Source organism: Mycobacterium sp. (assembly GCF_040509115.1).
In the GTDB taxonomy this organism is placed as follows: domain Bacteria; phylum Actinomycetota; class Actinomycetes; order Mycobacteriales; family Mycobacteriaceae; genus Mycobacterium.
Window position 1 is genome coordinate 1 of the sequence record NZ_JBEVLO010000480.1, and the last position, 15499, is coordinate 15499.

The 15499-nt window shown below is 65.6% G+C and carries 14 protein-coding genes; 3 read left to right on the forward strand and 11 right to left on the reverse strand.

Features of this window, described 5'->3' with window-relative positions; all coding sequences use genetic code 11:
- The 10 genes from ABW137_RS32585 to ABW137_RS32630 form a co-directional block, all read right to left on the reverse strand.
- A partial coding sequence (locus ABW137_RS32585; RefSeq protein ID WP_526406530.1) for a sugar kinase occupies positions 1 to 689 on the reverse strand: 689 nt, incomplete at its 3' end.
- Positions 686 to 1327: a bifunctional 4-hydroxy-2-oxoglutarate aldolase/2-dehydro-3-deoxy-phosphogluconate aldolase gene (locus ABW137_RS32590; protein ID WP_526406554.1), complete on the reverse strand. Its 642-nt coding sequence runs from the start codon at positions 1325 to 1327 to the stop codon at positions 686 to 688. The genes ABW137_RS32585 and ABW137_RS32590, both read right to left, overlap by 4 nt.
- A gap of 26 nt (positions 1328 to 1353) precedes the next feature.
- Positions 1354 to 2460: a glycoside hydrolase family 88 protein gene (locus tag ABW137_RS32595; RefSeq protein WP_526406532.1), complete on the reverse strand. Its 1107-nt coding sequence runs from the start codon at positions 2458 to 2460 to the stop codon at positions 1354 to 1356.
- A gap of 5 nt (positions 2461 to 2465) precedes the next feature.
- A complete protein-coding gene (locus ABW137_RS32600; protein WP_526406534.1) occupies positions 2466 to 3713 on the reverse strand; it encodes a CaiB/BaiF CoA transferase family protein in 1248 nt (415 codons plus the stop codon).
- Positions 3710 to 4528, reverse strand: coding sequence for an enoyl-CoA hydratase/isomerase family protein (locus tag ABW137_RS32605; RefSeq protein ID WP_526406536.1), 819 nt, complete (start codon positions 4526 to 4528; stop codon positions 3710 to 3712). The genes ABW137_RS32600 and ABW137_RS32605 overlap by 4 nt, the downstream gene beginning before the upstream one ends.
- Positions 4525 to 6123 carry a GMC family oxidoreductase gene (locus ABW137_RS32610; RefSeq protein ID WP_526406538.1) on the reverse strand — a complete coding sequence of 533 codons (1599 nt, stop codon included), beginning with the start codon at positions 6121 to 6123 and terminating at the stop codon, positions 4525 to 4527. The genes ABW137_RS32605 and ABW137_RS32610 overlap by 4 nt, the downstream gene beginning before the upstream one ends.
- A gap of 51 nt (positions 6124 to 6174) precedes the next feature.
- Positions 6175 to 7695 carry an aldehyde dehydrogenase family protein gene (locus tag ABW137_RS32615; RefSeq protein WP_526406540.1) on the reverse strand — a complete coding sequence of 507 codons (1521 nt, stop codon included), beginning with the start codon at positions 7693 to 7695 and terminating at the stop codon, positions 6175 to 6177.
- A 45-nt stretch (positions 7696 to 7740) separates the two neighbouring features.
- Positions 7741 to 8985, reverse strand: coding sequence for a sugar ABC transporter permease (locus ABW137_RS32620; protein WP_526406542.1), 1245 nt, complete (start codon positions 8983 to 8985; stop codon positions 7741 to 7743).
- On the reverse strand, positions 8982 to 9809 hold the full coding sequence (locus tag ABW137_RS32625) for an ATP-binding cassette domain-containing protein (RefSeq protein WP_526406544.1): 828 nt from the start codon (positions 9807 to 9809) through the stop codon (positions 8982 to 8984). Before ABW137_RS32625 ends, ABW137_RS32620 begins: the two co-directional genes overlap by 4 nt.
- Positions 9810 to 9846: 37 nt before the next feature.
- Positions 9847 to 10917 carry a substrate-binding domain-containing protein gene (locus ABW137_RS32630; protein WP_526406546.1) on the reverse strand — a complete coding sequence of 357 codons (1071 nt, stop codon included), beginning with the start codon at positions 10915 to 10917 and terminating at the stop codon, positions 9847 to 9849.
- Positions 10918 to 11137: 220 nt separating this feature from the next.
- On the opposite strand from ABW137_RS32630, the gene ABW137_RS32635 reads away from it, so the two are divergent.
- Positions 11138 to 11944 carry an IclR family transcriptional regulator gene (locus ABW137_RS32635; RefSeq protein ID WP_526406548.1) on the forward strand — a complete coding sequence of 269 codons (807 nt, stop codon included), beginning with the start codon at positions 11138 to 11140 and terminating at the stop codon, positions 11942 to 11944.
- Positions 11945 to 12011: 67 nt separating this feature from the next.
- Here the strand turns inward: ABW137_RS32635 and ABW137_RS32640 are convergent, their stop codons facing one another.
- Entirely contained in the window at positions 12012 to 12593 is a 582-nt protein-coding gene (locus ABW137_RS32640; RefSeq protein ID WP_526406550.1) for a TetR/AcrR family transcriptional regulator, read from the reverse strand.
- A 258-nt stretch (positions 12594 to 12851) separates the two neighbouring features.
- Here ABW137_RS32640 and ABW137_RS32645 point away from each other — a divergent pair, with 258 nt between their 5' ends.
- Together ABW137_RS32645 and ABW137_RS32650 are read left to right on the forward strand one after the other, a co-directional pair.
- The gene (locus tag ABW137_RS32645) at positions 12852 to 13286 is read left to right on the forward strand and encodes an MmpS family transport accessory protein (protein ID WP_526406556.1); all 435 of its coding nucleotides are present in this window, start codon (positions 12852 to 12854) and stop codon (positions 13284 to 13286) included.
- A partial coding sequence (locus tag ABW137_RS32650) for an MMPL/RND family transporter (protein ID WP_526406552.1) occupies positions 13283 to 15499 on the forward strand: 2217 nt, incomplete at its 3' end. The genes ABW137_RS32645 and ABW137_RS32650, both read left to right, overlap by 4 nt.

Genomic DNA, 15499 nt, shown 5'->3' on the forward strand with positions numbered 1-15499 from the left:
AGGGCGCGCGCAAGGTCGGCATCGCTGGCCGGGCTGGTGTCGCCGAGCACCAACTGAGCTTCCTCGGGCCCGGCGAAGAGGATGTCGGCCCGCTCGGCCAGCGCGCGCAACACCGGCGCGGCCGCATCCGGCGCCCACAGCTTGCTGCGGTAGTTGACGTCCACGGACACCAAAACCCCTGCGGAACGGGCGATGTCGATCGCTGCGAAGACAGTCTCGGATGCCGAATGGCTCAATGCCGGGGTGATCCCGGTGACGTGCAGGATCTGTGCGCCCTGCACGGCGGCCAGGGGAATGTCGTCGGGAGTCAGCGCTGAGGCGGCGCTATGTGCGCGGTGATAGTCGATGTTGTGGACGTGAGCGAATCGGCGGTGCCGGACCATGAGTCCGGTGGGGCGGCACCCGTCGCGGACCGCCATCGCGGACACCCCCTCGGCGCGCAACCGATCGGCGATCATGTCACCGGTCGCGTCTGTGCCGATGCGTCCGAACCAGGTCGCGGGCTGACCCAGCCGCGCCACCCCGATCGCCACGTTGGATTCGGCGCCGCCGACGCCATAGCGGAAGCCGTGCGCCATGTCCAGCCGTCCGATGTCCAGCGCCGTGAGCAGACCCATCGTCTCCCCGAACGTCACCAACCCGTGAAGAGTTGATGCGGGCACCACGTCGACAGCCAGCGAACCGGTCATGACGTCTCCTGTAGCGCAGCAACGAATTCTGCTGCCCGGCGGGTCAATTCGGCGAGGTCGCCGTCGGCGATGAGCGCCGGTGACGCGACACTGGTGCCTGCGGTGACCGCCGCGGCGCCGTGACGCAGATATTCCGCGGCATTGCCGGCGTTGATGCCGCCCGAGGGCACTAGCGCGAGGTCCGGGAACGGCCCGTGCAGGTCGGCCAGGTAGTGCGGCCCCAGTGCGCCGGCCGGGAAGATCTTCACCGCCGTCGCGCCTGCCCGGTGTGCGGCGAGGACCTCACCCGGTGTCATCGCCCCCATCAGGACCGCCACGTCGTGACGGCGGGCGACCTCGGCGACCTCCGCGCTCACGCAGGGCGTCACCAAGAAGCGGGCGCCGGCGGCGATGGCGCTGTTGGCCTGTCCGGCGGTCAGTACGGTGCCGACGCCGACGGTGAACTCGTCGGTGTCGTGGTGGGCTGTCTGCTCGATGAGAGTCTCGACATGCGGTGTGGTGAAGGTGAATTCGATGGTCCTGATCCCGCCGCTACGCAACGCCTGACACAGCGCGGCGGGATCGGGGATCGTTTCGGCGCGGATCACTGCGATCGCCTTGTTGCGCCACAGATGTCGCAGCGCAGATCCGGCGGGCATGGTTGCAGGCGCGGGCATGGTGACGCTCACCGCCGATTCCGGGACAGCAGGCGATCTACGGCTTCGAGGTAGTAGTAGTCGCCCCACATGACGGACTCCTCGACACCGAGGTTGTGGCGGCGATGGTAGGTCGCATGCTGAATGAGGCCCTGCCAGTCGTCGTTGGCGTAGGACAGGTAACGGGGCTGGGACAGCAATTCCACGGTACGCAGCGCGTGCGCCCGGTAGCGGTGCTCGTCAGCCTCCTCGGACAGGTCTGCCAACTGCGCCAGTCCGGCAGCGGCGATTGCGGCCGCGGAGGCTTCAGTGGAGAACTCCGGGTTTGGCTCTTCCCAATCATTGGGCGGCAGAGAGTTGTTGCTGCGTTCAATGAACGCATCTGCCAACAGTTGCGCAGTCTGCAGGAAGCGCGGGTCGCGGGTGCGGTGATACGCCTGACCGAAGCCGTAAATCGCCCAGCTGTGGCCACGCACCCACGACGAATCGGCACGCCATCCCTGATGCGTGGCCGCGCGCAGGAATTCGCCGGTATCGGGATCGAACCAGCCCTCGTGGATGGTGGTGGCGTCACCGCGAAGCAGATGCCGGCGGCTGGTCAGCGCGTGCGCGGTGGCGATGTCCGACAGCGTTGTGTCACCGGTGATTTCGGCAGCCTCGTAGATGATGTCGATGTTCATCATCACGTCGATGAAGGTGCTGCCGGGGTCGACCCAGGTGGACAGGTAGCAGCCCTCGGGGTTGAAGCGGCCCGCCATGGTGCGGCCCGCGGCTGCCAGCACGCCGTTGACTTCGTCGGTTTCCTGGAGCTGCCGCCACTTGCCCCAGCTGGGAGTGAACAGGAACCCGATGTCGTGGGTGCCGGTGTCGTCGCTGCGGTGGGCGAAGGATCGACAGTAACGTTCGGCGTGTTCGCGCCACCACGGGTCCCCGGTGTGTTCGGCGAGCAGCCAGATCATGCCGGCCAGGAACCCCTCCGTCCACGTCGGGGCCCAGGTGTCGGCGTCGAGGTGCCAGCGCCCGTTGACGGTATGGGTGGGGATCCGGCCAGGATGCTCGGTCAGCAGCCGGCGCAGCTTCGATTCCGCTGTGTTGAAGGCCAATTCGCGTAGGTCGGTGAAGGTCTCGACAGTCATTCCGGTCACTTTCGGGAGTAGGAGCTCGCCGGGGCGGAGGCGGCGCGATCGAAGGGAGTCTGCGCACGGTCGGGGCCGACCGCCCCGGCGGTTCGAAGCGCGGCGATGTCGTCAGTGCCGTAGCCCAGCTCGGTGAGGACTTCGTCGGTGTTCTCCCCGACCGACGGTGGCATGCGGCGCAGCGGCGGCGCCGCTCCGTCATAGCGGACCGGATGGTTCAAGGTGCGGATTCGCCCCGCCCGCGGCAGGTCGTATTCGACGATCGACTCGTTCTCGGCGAGCTGCGGGTCGGCTTCGATCTCGTCGTAGTCGCGCACCCGGGCATTCCACATTCCTACGTGGTCGAAGATCTTCTCCCACTCGGCGGTGGTCTTGGTGCGCAGGTGTCCGGCGATGCGCGTGTTGATCTCCTCGCGAAGATCGAACTGGTCGGTCTTGGAGAAGTCGGCGAACCGCGCGTCCTCGAAGGCGGTGGCCATCGTCTGCCCGTCACACAACGACAGCGTGAGCCATCCATCGCTGGTCTGGAACACCCCATACGGTGCTTGATGGAAGCGGGACGAGATGCCCGATGCGCTGCGCTCGTAGAGCTGCGCGCCGTTGAGGTGGTAGTTGAAGGGTTCGAGCTGCAAATCGAGCGCCGCCGAGAGTAGGTTGCTGTCGACCTTGGCGCCGACGCCGCTGCTTTGGCGACCGAACAGCGCCGCAGTGATCCCCAAGGCGCCCAGGGTCGCCGCGTGCTGATCGACGATGGCGCTGCCCACCAGACTCGGCGGTTCCCCGGCACGTCCGTTGATGGTGCCGATCCCACTGAGGGACTGGACGAGAAGGTCTTGACCGGGCTTGTTGGCCGACGGGCCGGTGGTGCCGAATCCGCTCAGCGAGCAGTAGACGAGGCGGGGGTTGCGGTCCTTGGTGTCGGCGTAGGAGAAGCCATACTTGTTCAGCACCCCGGGCCGAAAGTTCTCGACCAGGACGTCGGCATCCTCGATGAGACGCCACAGCAGGGCGCGGCCCTCATCTGAGCGGAAGTCCAGTTCGATGCTGCGCTGATTCCGCCCAGCGAGCAGGTAGAACACGCTCTCGTCGCCGACGAAGGCTTGCGCGCCCGACCAATGCCGTTCGTAGGCACCGCCTTCGCGTTCGACCTTGATGACGTCGGCGCCCATGTCGGCCAGGAACTGGGCGCACGACGGGCCTTGCAGGTAGTGCGTCAAGCTGACGACTTTGATGCCGCTGAGCAGGCCGTTCATCGGTGGGTCTCCTGGCTGTCTCGGTGTTGGCTTCGGGTAGCGGTGAACTGCGGCGCGCGCTTGGCGAAGAACGCCGCCACCCCTTCATCGATGTCGGGTCCGGTGAACACCCGGTGGCTGTCGGCAAGGGTGCGTTGGGTGGCCTCGGAGACGGTTTGAGTGAACGAGTCTCGGACGCCGGCGCGGATGAGGCTCAGTGCGAGCGCCGGTTTGGCGGCAAGGTCGTGCGCCCAGGCCAGCGCGGTGGACAGGGTCTCACCCGCGGGGGCGATCCGATTCACCAACCCGATCCGCAGGGCGGCTTCGGCGTCGATGGCCTCTCCGCCGTACAGCAGCTCGTAGGCGCGGGCGGCGCCGACGATCCGGGGCAGCCGGAACACTCCGCCGCTGCCAGGGAAGACCCCAAGCGCCACTTCGGGAAAGCCGATTCGCGCCGCGGAGTCGATGACCCGTAGGTCGCACGCCAGCGCGATCTCCGCGCCACCACCCAAGGTGACACCGTTGAGCGCGGCGATCACCGGCTGGGGCAGCTCTTCGATCGCGGTGAAGGCGGCGTTCTCCCGTGCCAACTTCTTGGGCACCACTTGGTCACGTACGTCGGTGAATTCGGTGATGTCGGAGCCGGCGCAGAAGGCGCGGTTGCCGGACCCGGTGACCACCACGACACGGACGTCGTCGTCGCTACTGAGCGCCTCGCACAGTGCCAGCAGGTGATCGATCGTGGACAGGGTGTTGAGGTTGAGCGGTGGATTGTTGAGGGTGAGGACCGCGACGCCGTCGTCGACGGTGTAGGTCACCGGCGCGTCGGTGGTCATCGGAGTCCGCCCGATACCATGGATTTGACCAGATCTGCACCCTTCTCGGCGATCATCATCGTCGGGGCCATGGTGTTGCCGCTGACCAGCTTGGGCATGATCGACGCATCGATGACCCGCAGGTTCGACAATCCCCGGACGCGAAGCTGCTCGTCGACGACGGCCATGTCGTCGTTACCCATCTTGCAGGTCCCGACGGGGTGGTAGTCACACGATGCGTACTGCCGGACGTAGGCCATGATCTCCTCGTCGGTCTGCGCGTGTGCCCCTGGCAGGCGTTCCTCGGCGATGTACTGCTTCATCTCGGGCTGGCTCAACACTTCTCGGATGGTGCGCACCTGCCGGACGGCCATCTCCTTGTCCTTGGGGTCATCGAGGTAGTTCGGGTTGACCAACGGTTCGGCGGCCGGGTCGGCGCTGGACAGTTTGACCCACCCGACGCTGCGTGGCCGCAGGAAAGTCGAGTTGATGGTGAATCCGTGTCCGTCGAGGGAGGTTTGACCGCCGCGCACCACCATCGCGGGGGCGATGTGGATCTGCATGTCGGGTCGTTGTTCGCCGGGGCTGGTGAAGAACCCCCCGCCCTCGACGATGACCGAGGCCGCCGGACCGGTGCGAGTGAGCATCCATTGGAGGCCGGGGCGCAGCATGTGGGGGAATCGGTTCAGGCCGTCGTAGCTGATCGGATCCCTCAGCGTGGTGTGCACATTGGTGTTGAGGTGGTCTTTGAGATTCTTGCCAACGCCGGGCAGGTCGTGAACCACCCGGACGCCGACGTGGCCGAGTTCGGCGGCATCACCAATGCCGGAGAGCATCAGCAGGCGGGGGGTGTTGATGGCTCCCGCGGCCAGGATGACTTCTCGGTCGGCGCGCAGCACCTGAGTGCCGCGCCGCGAGGCCACCCGGACACCGACAGCGCGACCGTTGTCGACTTGCACCCCGGTGACCCGCGCATGGGTGCGTACGGTGAGGTTCTTACGGCGCAACTGCGCCGGGTGCAGGAACGAGACCGCCTGCGAGCGGCGAAGTCCGGCCCGGAAGGTGACCTGATACAGGCCCGCGCCTGCCATCGTCTCACCGTTGAAGTCGGTGTTGTACGGCAGCCCCCAGCTGGTGGCGGCCGCCACGAAGGACTTGCTCAGGATGTGCGGGTTGACCTGATCGGAGACGGCCTGCGGGCCGTCTTGGCCGTGGAAGCGGTCCACGATGCGGCTGTTGTCCTCCGACTTGATGAAGTAGGGCAGGACGTCGTCATAGCTCCAGCCCTTGTTGCCCAGCTGGGCCCAGCCGTCGTAATCCTCCTTCTGCCCACGGATGTAGATCATCGCGTTGATGGCGCTGGATCCGCCCAGCGTCTTGCCCTGGGGGTACCAGATGCTGCGGCCGTCCAGGTGGGGTTGGGGCACGGTGTGGAAGCGCCAGTTGACCCGGGGGCCGAACAAGAAGCCGATGCCGCCGGGAATGTGGATCATCGGGTTGATGTCGCGGCCGCCGGCCTCCAAGAGGAGGACGGTGACGGTGGGGTCTTCGGTGAGGCGGTTGGCCAGGACGCATCCGGCTGTGCCGCCGCCGACGATCACGTAATCGAAACTCATGAGGATGAACCTTGCTCTGCGGATCGGTGAAAGGCCATGGGGAATGGGGTGTTACGCGGTGGGGTCGGGGTAAGCGGGGGTCCGCTTGCCGAGGCGTGTCTGGACGGTCTTGACATTGGTGAACTCCTCGAGACCGATGCGGCCGGCCTCGCGGCCGTACCCGCTTTGCTTGTAGCCGCCCAGCGGGAGCTGGGGTGAGCCGTCGATGGTGGTATTCACCCAGACGGTACCGCTGCGCAGGCGCCTGCTGACGTAGTGCGCGGTGTCGATGTTCTTGGTCCACACCGAGTTCGCCAGGCCGTAGATGGTGTCGTTGGCCAGGTCGATGGCGTCGTCGGGAGTGGCGAAACGGGTGACACTGAGCACGGGACCGAAGATCTCGTGCTGGAAGATCCGGGCCTGCGGGCTCACGTGGTCGAACACGGTGGGAGCGAGGAAGAATCCGTCCTCGCACCCTGCCGGGTGCACCCGTTGGCCGCCGGTGCGTAGCGTCGCGCCGTCCTCCTCGCCCGTGGCGATATGGCCCAGCACGGAGTTGAGGTGCTCTTCGTGAATGAGTGCGCCGACATCGGTGCCCTCTGCGAGCGGATCTCCGACAGCCAGCGTTCTCGCCCGCTGCACCAGTGCGTCGACGAAGGCGTCGGCGACGGAATCTTGGACCAGCAGCCGGGTCCCCGACACGCAGCATTCACCTTGGTTGAAGGTGATCGCGAACAAGGCGCCATCTACGGCATCCTCGAGGTCGGCATCCGCGAAGACGATGGTGGCTGCCTTGCCGCCCAGTTCGAGGGACAGGCGTTTGATGTTGCCTGCCGACGCTGCGATCACCTTGCGGCCCGAGGCGGTGGATCCGGTGAAGCTGACCAGGTCGACATCGTTGCTTTCGGTAATAGCTTGCCCGACAACGCCTCCCAGGCCGGTGACCACGTTGACCACACCCGGCGGGAGGCCCGCTTCCTGGCACAGCCGCGCGATCTCGCATGCGGTGCCCGAGGTGGCTTCGGAGGGCTTGATCACGGTGGTGCACCCCGCGGCAAGCGCGTAGGGCAGTTTCTGGCTCAGGATCAGCGCCGGGAAGTTCCACGGAACGATCAGGCCTGCCACCCCGGCAGGTTCCCGCAGGATCACTGCGGTGAAGTCCGCTCCGAGTTCGAACGATTCGCCGTGTAGTCCAGCGGCCAGCCCGGCCGCGGACTCGAAGTGCCCGATGACGCCGGTGATGTCGGCGCGGGCCACCCGGATGGACTTGCCGGTCTCCTCGGCTTCGATGTGGGACAGCCGCTCGTGATGGCTACGAATGCGGTTGGCGACCGCGCTCAGAAGGCGGCCGCGGTCGGCGCCGTCGACGTGGGGCCAGCTGGAATGGTCGAATGCGTGCCGCGCGGCGGCGATGGCGCGGTTGGTGGTGTCGGCGTCGCCCGCGGCGAAGTGCGCAACCAGCGCGCCGGTGGCCGGGCTGCGTCGTTCGATGGTTTCTCCGGTGCCGGGTTCCCACCGGCCGTCGATGAAGTGTTGGTAGCGGCGCGCGGGGGTGGCGGAGGTGCTGGTGGTGGGTGAACTGGTCTGGGTCACGACGGGTTCCTTCCGTGGCGTCGAGTGGGGACGGCTTTACAAGTGTCAGGCGGTGCCGTGGGCGGCGCGGGAGCGTCGCGAAAGTGCGTCGACGATGACCGCGACGAGCAGCACCGCGCCGGTGATCATGTAGCGGATCGAGGAGTCCAGGCTGAGCAGGGTGAGACCATTGGAGATCGAGGCGATGACCAGGATGCCCAGCAGTGCGGAGAACGCGTGACCGCGACCGCCGAAGAGGCTGGTTCCGCCGATCACCGCCGCGGCGATGGCGTTGAGGTTGGTGTCACCGACCCCGCTGCTGATGCTGGCGGTGGCCAACCTGCCCGCCGCCAACAGGCCGCCCAGAGCGGCGAAGGCGGAGCAGAGCGTGAACACCGAAATGAAGATCAGCGACACCTTGATCCCGGCGCGACGCGCGGCCTCCACCGAGCCGCCGACGGCGTAGATGGCACGCCCCCATCGGCTCTTGGTCAAGGCCAGGTGGGTGATGAGCACCAGGCTGAAGAATAGGACGAACGCAGCGCTGATGCCGCGGGTCTGATTCAGATACCAGGTGACGGCCTCACCGACGACGAACGACACCGCTGCGGTGATGAGCAGACCGCCGATCGACTTGTTGGACAGACCCGCCCGCGCCCGTCGGCGTCGCCGCGCCAGCCGGGCGGCCAGATAGCCCGCGCTGGCCAGTGCGACGAGCCCGTAGGAAAGCAGTTCGGGCAGGAACATGCTCTGGGTGAAGCGCACGATGAAGGTGTCGAACGGAATGTTGATCGACCCGTTGGTGCCCAGGATCTTCAACTGGAGGCCCAGCAGTGCGAGCAGTCCGGCCAAGGTGATGACGAAGCTGGGGACTCCGAAGCGGACGAACACCACGCCGTAGATCGCTCCGACCGCGACGCCGGCAACCAGGGCGACGCCCATGGCCAGCCAAACGGACCAGCCGGCATGGACGAGGCCGACACCGAGGATGGCGCTTGCGACACCGCTCATCGACCCCACCGAGAGATCGATCTGCCCGACGAGCAGCACCAGGACCACGCCGATGGCCATGGTGCCCACCGCGGAGCATTCGATGATCAGATTGGTCAGATTCGCACTCGACAGGAAGTAGGGGTTTTGTGTCTGGAACACTCCCCAGATCACGACGAGGCCGATCGCGACGGGCAACGAGCCGAGATCTCCGCTGCGGATCTGCGCCATGAACGAGGACAGCGCACCGCCGAATCCGTGGCGCTGGATTAGTCGTTCGTCGTGCAGATCAAGGGGCGCAGCGCTTTTGAGGTCGGTCATGATGTGGTCTCCTTGGCGGTGCGGGCGGCAACGGCGTGTGCTCGCTGCGTGACGACGCTGTCGGTGGCGCCGGTGATGGCGGCGATGATCTGTTCGTAGGTGGTGTCCTTGACCACGAAGTCGCCGTTGTTGCGGCCCAGTCGCAGCACGACGGCACGGTCGGCGACGGCTTGCACGTCGGCCATGTTGTGGGTGATCAGCAGTACCCCGTGCCCGCGATCACGCAGACGCTCAATGAGATTGAGCACTTCAGCAGTCTGCGCTACGCCGAGTGCCGCGGTGGGCTCGTCGAGCAGGACCAGTCCGGGATCACTCGTCAGGGCCCGTGCAATCGCGACGGTCTGGCGTTGCCCACCGGAGAGTGCGGCCACCGGGATCCGCACGGACGGGATCTTCGCCGACAGTTGCCGCAGCAGGTTCCACGCCTCCTTCTCCATCGATTCTTCGTCGATGGAGAACCGCCCCTTCTCGCAACCAAGAAAGAGGTTGGCGACGACGTCGAGGTTGTCGCAAAGCGCGAGATCCTGATAGACCGTGGCAATCCCGAGGCCCCGCGAATCCGCAGGCGCAGTAATCGTGACCGGCCGGCCCTCGAACTCGACCGTGCCGCGATCGGGCGGGTGGACACCGGCGAGCAACTTGACGAGAGTGGATTTCCCGGCCCCGTTGTCTCCCAGCAGTGCGACCACTTCGCCTCGATCGATGGTGAGTTCGATGTCGGTGAGGGCCTGGATCGCGCCGAAGTTCTTGCACACGCCCCGTAGCGATAACAGCGGCTGCTGCGTGACGGGTCTCGGTTCTTGAAGCGCGTTGGCACCGGTCATGGTGGCTGTCCTTTTCGAGGCGGAAGGCTTGGCGGAGCTAGGAATTGAGTCCGAACTTGGTGCACGCCGCCGCGTACGGCGGGGTGCAGATTTCGTCGACGGCGTAGAAGCCGTCGGCAATGACGATCGAGCCAATGTTGTTGTCGAAGACGGCCCGCGGGGAGCGCAAGGTGGCTGGAACGCCGCCGACGTCTGTCTCGGCTGCCGGGGTCTGGCCTTTGGCCAGGGCGACGGCGACCTCGGCGGCCTGTTCGGCTTCGGCCTTGAAAGAGTTGTAGGTGGTCATGTATTGGTCACCGGCCAGGATGGACTGCAGACCCGCCAATGACGCGTCCAACCCGGTGATCGGGGGCATCTTCGTGACTCCGGCGGCCTTGAGCGCGGCCACCGCAGCTCCGGCGTTGCCGTCGTTGGCCGAGTACACCGCAAGGATCTGATCGTTGAAACGAGTGGTCTGGCCCGACACCCATTGCTGTGCCTCGTCCGGATCCCAGGTGTCCACCGACGCCAGGACCTGATAGCCGCTTGCCTCGAACACGCTCTGTGCGCCGCCCTTGATGGTGGCGGCGTTGTCGTCGGTGCTGGCGCCGTTGATCATCAAGATCCCACCAGAGGCCGGATCGACGTTGGCATTCCTGAGTTTGTCGACGATTGCCTGGGCCTGGAGGACACCGACCTGGCGGTAGTCGTTGGAGATCAGGTAAGACAGCTCCGGGCTGTCGATCATGCGGTCGTAGGCGACCACGGGTGTCTGTACCGCGGCGGCGGAGTTGACGATGCTCGCGGCTGCCTTGCCGTCCACCGGGTCGACGACGAGCACCTTGACACCCTGGGTCAGCATCGAATTGGCCTGATCTTGTTGCTTTCCGGCGTCGGCGTTGGCGTTGGCGTACACCAGCGTGCAGTCCGGGCAGATCTGCTTGAGCTTGGCCTCGAAGTACGGCTTGTCCTTGCTCTCGTAACGGGCAACCGCAGTTTCGGGCAGCAGCAGGCCGACCTTGATTCCCGCGGGATCCGGCCCGCTGCCCGCCATCCCCGAGCAGGCACTCAGAAGTAGTGCGCCGGCGAGGCCGATCGACGCTAATGCGGCACGGTGACGTTCGTTCATGGCAGGGCCCCTTCATGCATCAAGGATTGGAAGGTGATGTGAGCGGGGGCCGTCGCGGCTCCCGGTGTGCTCTGGTTCACGTAAAGTTAGACCGCGGAAAATGCGGTGGAAACGGTGTTAGCGACCTGCAAACACTTTTTGGTGACGGCATCCGCAGGTGTTTAGCTAGGCCCATCACCAGCGGTTCATGGGATGCGCGGAGTACACGGGGGAGTCAACGGTGACAGCCAGCGAGCAATCCGACACCGGCACCGGCCGACGGGTCCGCGCCGTCGACAACGCCCTCAACGTGCTTGATTGCCTGGGCCAGGCCGGTCGGCCCCTCGGAGTCAGCGACATCGCGCGTAGAACCGGCTTGTCCAAGGCCACCGCTCATCATCTGCTCGCCACTCTCACCAGTCGGCGCTACGTCATGCAGGACCCCTACACGTCGTTGTACCGACTCGGGTGGGCGCTTTATGAGATGGGCAGCAGCGTCGTTCGCGATGTCGAGCTGTCGCGGGCGGCGCGCCATTCCTTGGACCGACTTGCCGCCGACACGGGTGAGTCGGTGCTGTTGGGAATCCTCGACGACGACGCCGTGCTCTACCTCGACCGTGGGGAATCCCCCCGCGGCTTCCAGATGGTGGCCAATGCAGGCAGGCGAGGGCCCTTGCACGCCACCGCCTCCGGCAAGGTGCTCCTGGCCTTTGCTCCTGATGCCCAGCTCATTGACCGAATCCTGAAGACGAACCTCGAGAAGTACACCCGCAGCACGGTTACCGACGTCGCTCAGCTACGTCGTCAACTGGCCACGGTCCGCACCCGCGGCTACGCGGTGTGCCGACAGGAACGTGAAGTCGGGTTGTGCTCGTTGGCCGTACCGCTGCGCAATTACACGGGTGCGGTCGTGGGGTCTCTTGCCCTCGCCGCGCCCGCGTCACGGTTGACCGCGGCCACACAGAGCAGCTACCTCGCCCGAATCCGAAGCGCGGCACACGAAATCGAGCTGCACATCGGCGGGACGCGACCCATTGTCGGGGCCTGACGTGAGCGCCCCGCTCAGCGCCGAGTCGTGGACCGACCAGTCCAGTCGGGCACGAGGCTGCCTCGCATCACGTCGCAGATGCGTGCTGGGTGGTGGGCGCGAGGATCCGTCCTGACATTTCGAGCAGTGCCCGGTGTAGCTCGGCGTCGTCGATGTCGGTCAGCTCGGGATCGGCTGCGGCCTTGCCAAGGCCGGCGATGAACACCGAGAAGGCAACCCGATCGACAGCGCTGCGCTCGGGTCCCTCGAGCAGATCGCGGAGGCGATCGGCCACCGCCTTGAAATCGGGGGCATTCACGATCAAGTGATCGATGACCGGGTCTCCGTGGAACACGATCGCCAACTGACGGTGCCGCACGATCATCTCGACCAGCCCGCTAACCGCCACGGTGCGCCGCTGTTGCACGTCGGGCAGCGCCTCGGCGATCCTGATGACGCGGGCCATGTCGTCGATGGTGGGGCGGATGACTTCTAGGGCGATGTCTTCCTTGGAGTGAAATTGGTAGTAGACCGCGGCCTTGCTGACTCCGACCCGGTCGGCGATCATCTGCAGCGACGTGCCGTGCACCCCGTGCTCGGCGAACAAGGCAACCGCGGCGTCGAGGACCCGCCCACGGGCAAGGCCTCGCGGTGCCGTCGGTTTCGCCAATCGCTCGCTCCTCTGCCATGTCGCTCGGATGCCGCTTCCGATGCCGCGTCCGCCAGCAAGGGTAGCCCCATGCCCTGAGCGCGGCAGTCCCCATCATTGACCACTGGTCTAATTTAAGTTAGCCGTTCGGCTTGCCCAACGTAAGTCGACCGTTTATTGTTTGATCCACTAATCAGATAATCGTGCTGCCGCGCAATGAAATCCGCTGAGACCGCTCGTCGTCCTGCGGAGAGCGCGGTCGTGGCAACGGAGGGGCCAGTGGTCGGGATTCTCAAGCGGGCGTGGATACCGCTGCTCATCGTGGTTGTGGTGGCGGTCGCCGGCGTCGTGGTGTATCGGATGCATGGTTTCTTCGGGTCGAACAACGAGACCACCCGTCCGGGCGCCGGTCTGGCCGACGACGCCGAACCGTTCAACCCCAAGGTCGTCACCTATGAGGTTTCCGGAACGGAGGGCGCCGTGGCCACCATCAACTACCTCGACCTGGATGCGAACCCGCAGCGGGTCGACGATGCACCGCTGCCCTGGTCGATCACGCTCAGGACCACCAAACCGGCCGCCAGCGCCACCATCATCGCCCAGGGCGACGGCGACAGCATCAGCTGCCGCGTCCTCGTCGATGACGAGGTCAGAGACGAGCAGACCTCGGCCGGAGTGAACGCGCAGACCTCTTGCTTGGTGAAGTCGGCATGAGCAATCCCGATACCAATCCCAATACCGAGGTCAGGCGTTCCCGGGTTCCGCGATTCCTGCGGCTGTTCTGCGTGCCGGTCCTGTTGGCGTGGCTTGCCGTGACGGCTGTCGTCAACGTCGTGGTGCCGCAGTTGGAGGCTGTGGGGGCGGCGAATTCGACGTCGCTGACCCCGAACGACGCGCCGTCCTTGCAAGCCACCAAGCTGGTGGGCGAACTCTTCGACGAGTACGACTCGAACAGCTCGGCGATGATCGTCCTGGAAAGTGACAAGCCCCTTGGTGCCGAGGCCCATCGGTACTACGACGGCCTGATCGCGGACTTGGAGAAGGACAAGACCCACATCCAGCACATTCAGGACCTGTGGAGTGATCCGCTCACTTCGTCGGGTTCGCAAAGCGCGGACAACCTTTCGGCGTACGTGCAGCTCTACATCGCAGGCAATCAGGGTGAGACGCTGGCCAATGAATCGGTCGAGGCGGTGCGAGACGTCGTCGCCAGCCATCCGCCACCGCCGGGGTTGAAGGTCTACGTCACCGGCGCGGGACCGTTGAACTCCGATCAGCAGCACGCGGGCGACAAGAGCCTGGAGCTGGTGACGGCGGTGACCATCGGGATCATCCTGATCATGCTGCTGCTGGTCTATCGCTCAATCGTGACCGTGCTCCTGGTGATGGTCATGGTGATGCTCGAATTGGCCGCGGCGCGGGGGGTAGTCGCGTTCCTGGGCTACCACCACCTCATCGAGCTGTCGACCTTCGCGGTGAATCTGTTGACGCTGCTGGCCATCGCGGCGGCCACCGACTACGCCATCTTCTTCGTCGGCCGCTACCACGAGGCCCGCAACCTCGGCGATGACAGGGTGGACGCGTTCTACGTCATGTACCACGGCACCGCTCACGTCGTCCTGGGGTCGGGCCTGACGATCGCCGGGGCGACGCTGTGCCTGCACTTCACTCGGCTGCCGTACTTCCAGACCCTGGGCATACCCCTGGCCATCGGGATGTTCGTGGTGACGATGTCCGCGCTGACCATGGCGCCGGCGTTGTTGACCATCGCCTCCAGGTTCGGCTTGATGGACCCCAAACGGCAGACCAAGACCCGGGGGTGGCGGCGGATCGGGACGGCGGTGGTCCGCTGGCCAGGCCCCATCCTGGTGGCGTCCACGGCAGTCACCCTGGTGGGCCTGCTGGCGCTGCCGTCCTACACGACGAGCTATGACGACAAGCGTTACCTTCCGGCGGACGTCGAGGCGAACATCGGCTACCTCGCCGCGCAACGGCACTTCCCGCAGGCCCGGCTCAACCCCGAGGTGCTGATGCTGGTGGCCGATCGCGACCTGCGCAACCCCACCGACATGCTGATCGTCGACAAGGTCGCCAAGGACGTCTTCCACCTGCCCGGCATCGGCCGGGTGCAGACGATCACCCGACCGCTGGGCACTCCGATCGACGGGACCTCGTTGCCGTTCATCGTCGGCCAACAGGGCGTCAACCAGAAGCTCGGCCAGTCGTACGCCGAACAGCGCACGGCCGATCTGCTGACCCAAGCCGCCGACATCAACGCCCAGATCGACGTCCTGCGCCAGCAGCTGTCGCTGCAGAAGCAAAGTGCCGCAGCACAACAGGAACAGACCGACGACCTCAAGAAGACGGTGGCGGTCACCAACGAGCTGCGGGACAAGATCGCCAACTTCGACGACTTCTTCCGTCCCCTGCGCAGCTACTTCTACTGGGAACCGCACTGCTACGACATTCCCGTCTGCTACACGTTGCGCTCCATCTTCGACGCGCTGGACGGGATCGGCGAGCTGACCGATCTGCTCGGGCAGACCACCGCCAGTCTGGACAAGCTCAACGCCTTGCAGCCCAAGCTGATTGCGCTGATTCCTCCTCAGATCGCCAGCCAGGAACGCAATCGCGACCAGATCATGACCAACTACGCGACGCAGCAGGATCAGCAGAGCCTGCAGGACCGGCAGCAGTCCGACCCCAACGCCATCGGCAGAGCCTTCGACGACTCCAAGATCGACGACTCGTTCTATCTGCCGCCCGAGGTCTTCGACAACCCGGACTTCAAGAGAGGCCTCAAGCAGTTCGTCTCACCGGACGGCAAGGCGGTGCGATTCATCATTTCCCACCAGGGCGATCCCGCGACGCCAGAGGGCATCTCGCACGTCGAGGAAATCAAGAACGCCGCGTTCGAGGCGATCAAG

Excerpts from the sequence above, each read along its gene's own strand:
- ABW137_RS32600 (WP_526406534.1), bottom strand. The coding sequence starts at position 3,713 with ATGAACGGCCTGCTCAGCGGCATCAAAGTCGTCAGCTTGACGCACTAC.
- ABW137_RS32625 (WP_526406544.1), bottom strand. The coding sequence starts at position 9,809 with ATGACCGGTGCCAACGCGCTTCAAGAACCGAGACCCGTCACGCAGCAG.
- ABW137_RS32610 (WP_526406538.1), bottom strand. The coding sequence starts at position 6,123 with ATGAGTTTCGATTACGTGATCGTCGGCGGCGGCACAGCCGGATGCGTC.
- ABW137_RS32590 (WP_526406554.1), bottom strand. The coding sequence starts at position 1,327 with ATGCCCGCCGGATCTGCGCTGCGACATCTGTGGCGCAACAAGGCGATC.
- ABW137_RS32620 (WP_526406542.1), bottom strand. The coding sequence starts at position 8,985 with ATGACCGACCTCAAAAGCGCTGCGCCCCTTGATCTGCACGACGAACGA.
- ABW137_RS32595 (WP_526406532.1), bottom strand. The coding sequence starts at position 2,460 with ATGACTGTCGAGACCTTCACCGACCTACGCGAATTGGCCTTCAACACA.
- ABW137_RS32605 (WP_526406536.1), bottom strand. The coding sequence starts at position 4,528 with ATGACCACCGACGCGCCGGTGACCTACACCGTCGACGACGGCGTCGCG.
- ABW137_RS32630 (WP_526406546.1), bottom strand. The coding sequence starts at position 10,917 with ATGAACGAACGTCACCGTGCCGCATTAGCGTCGATCGGCCTCGCCGGC.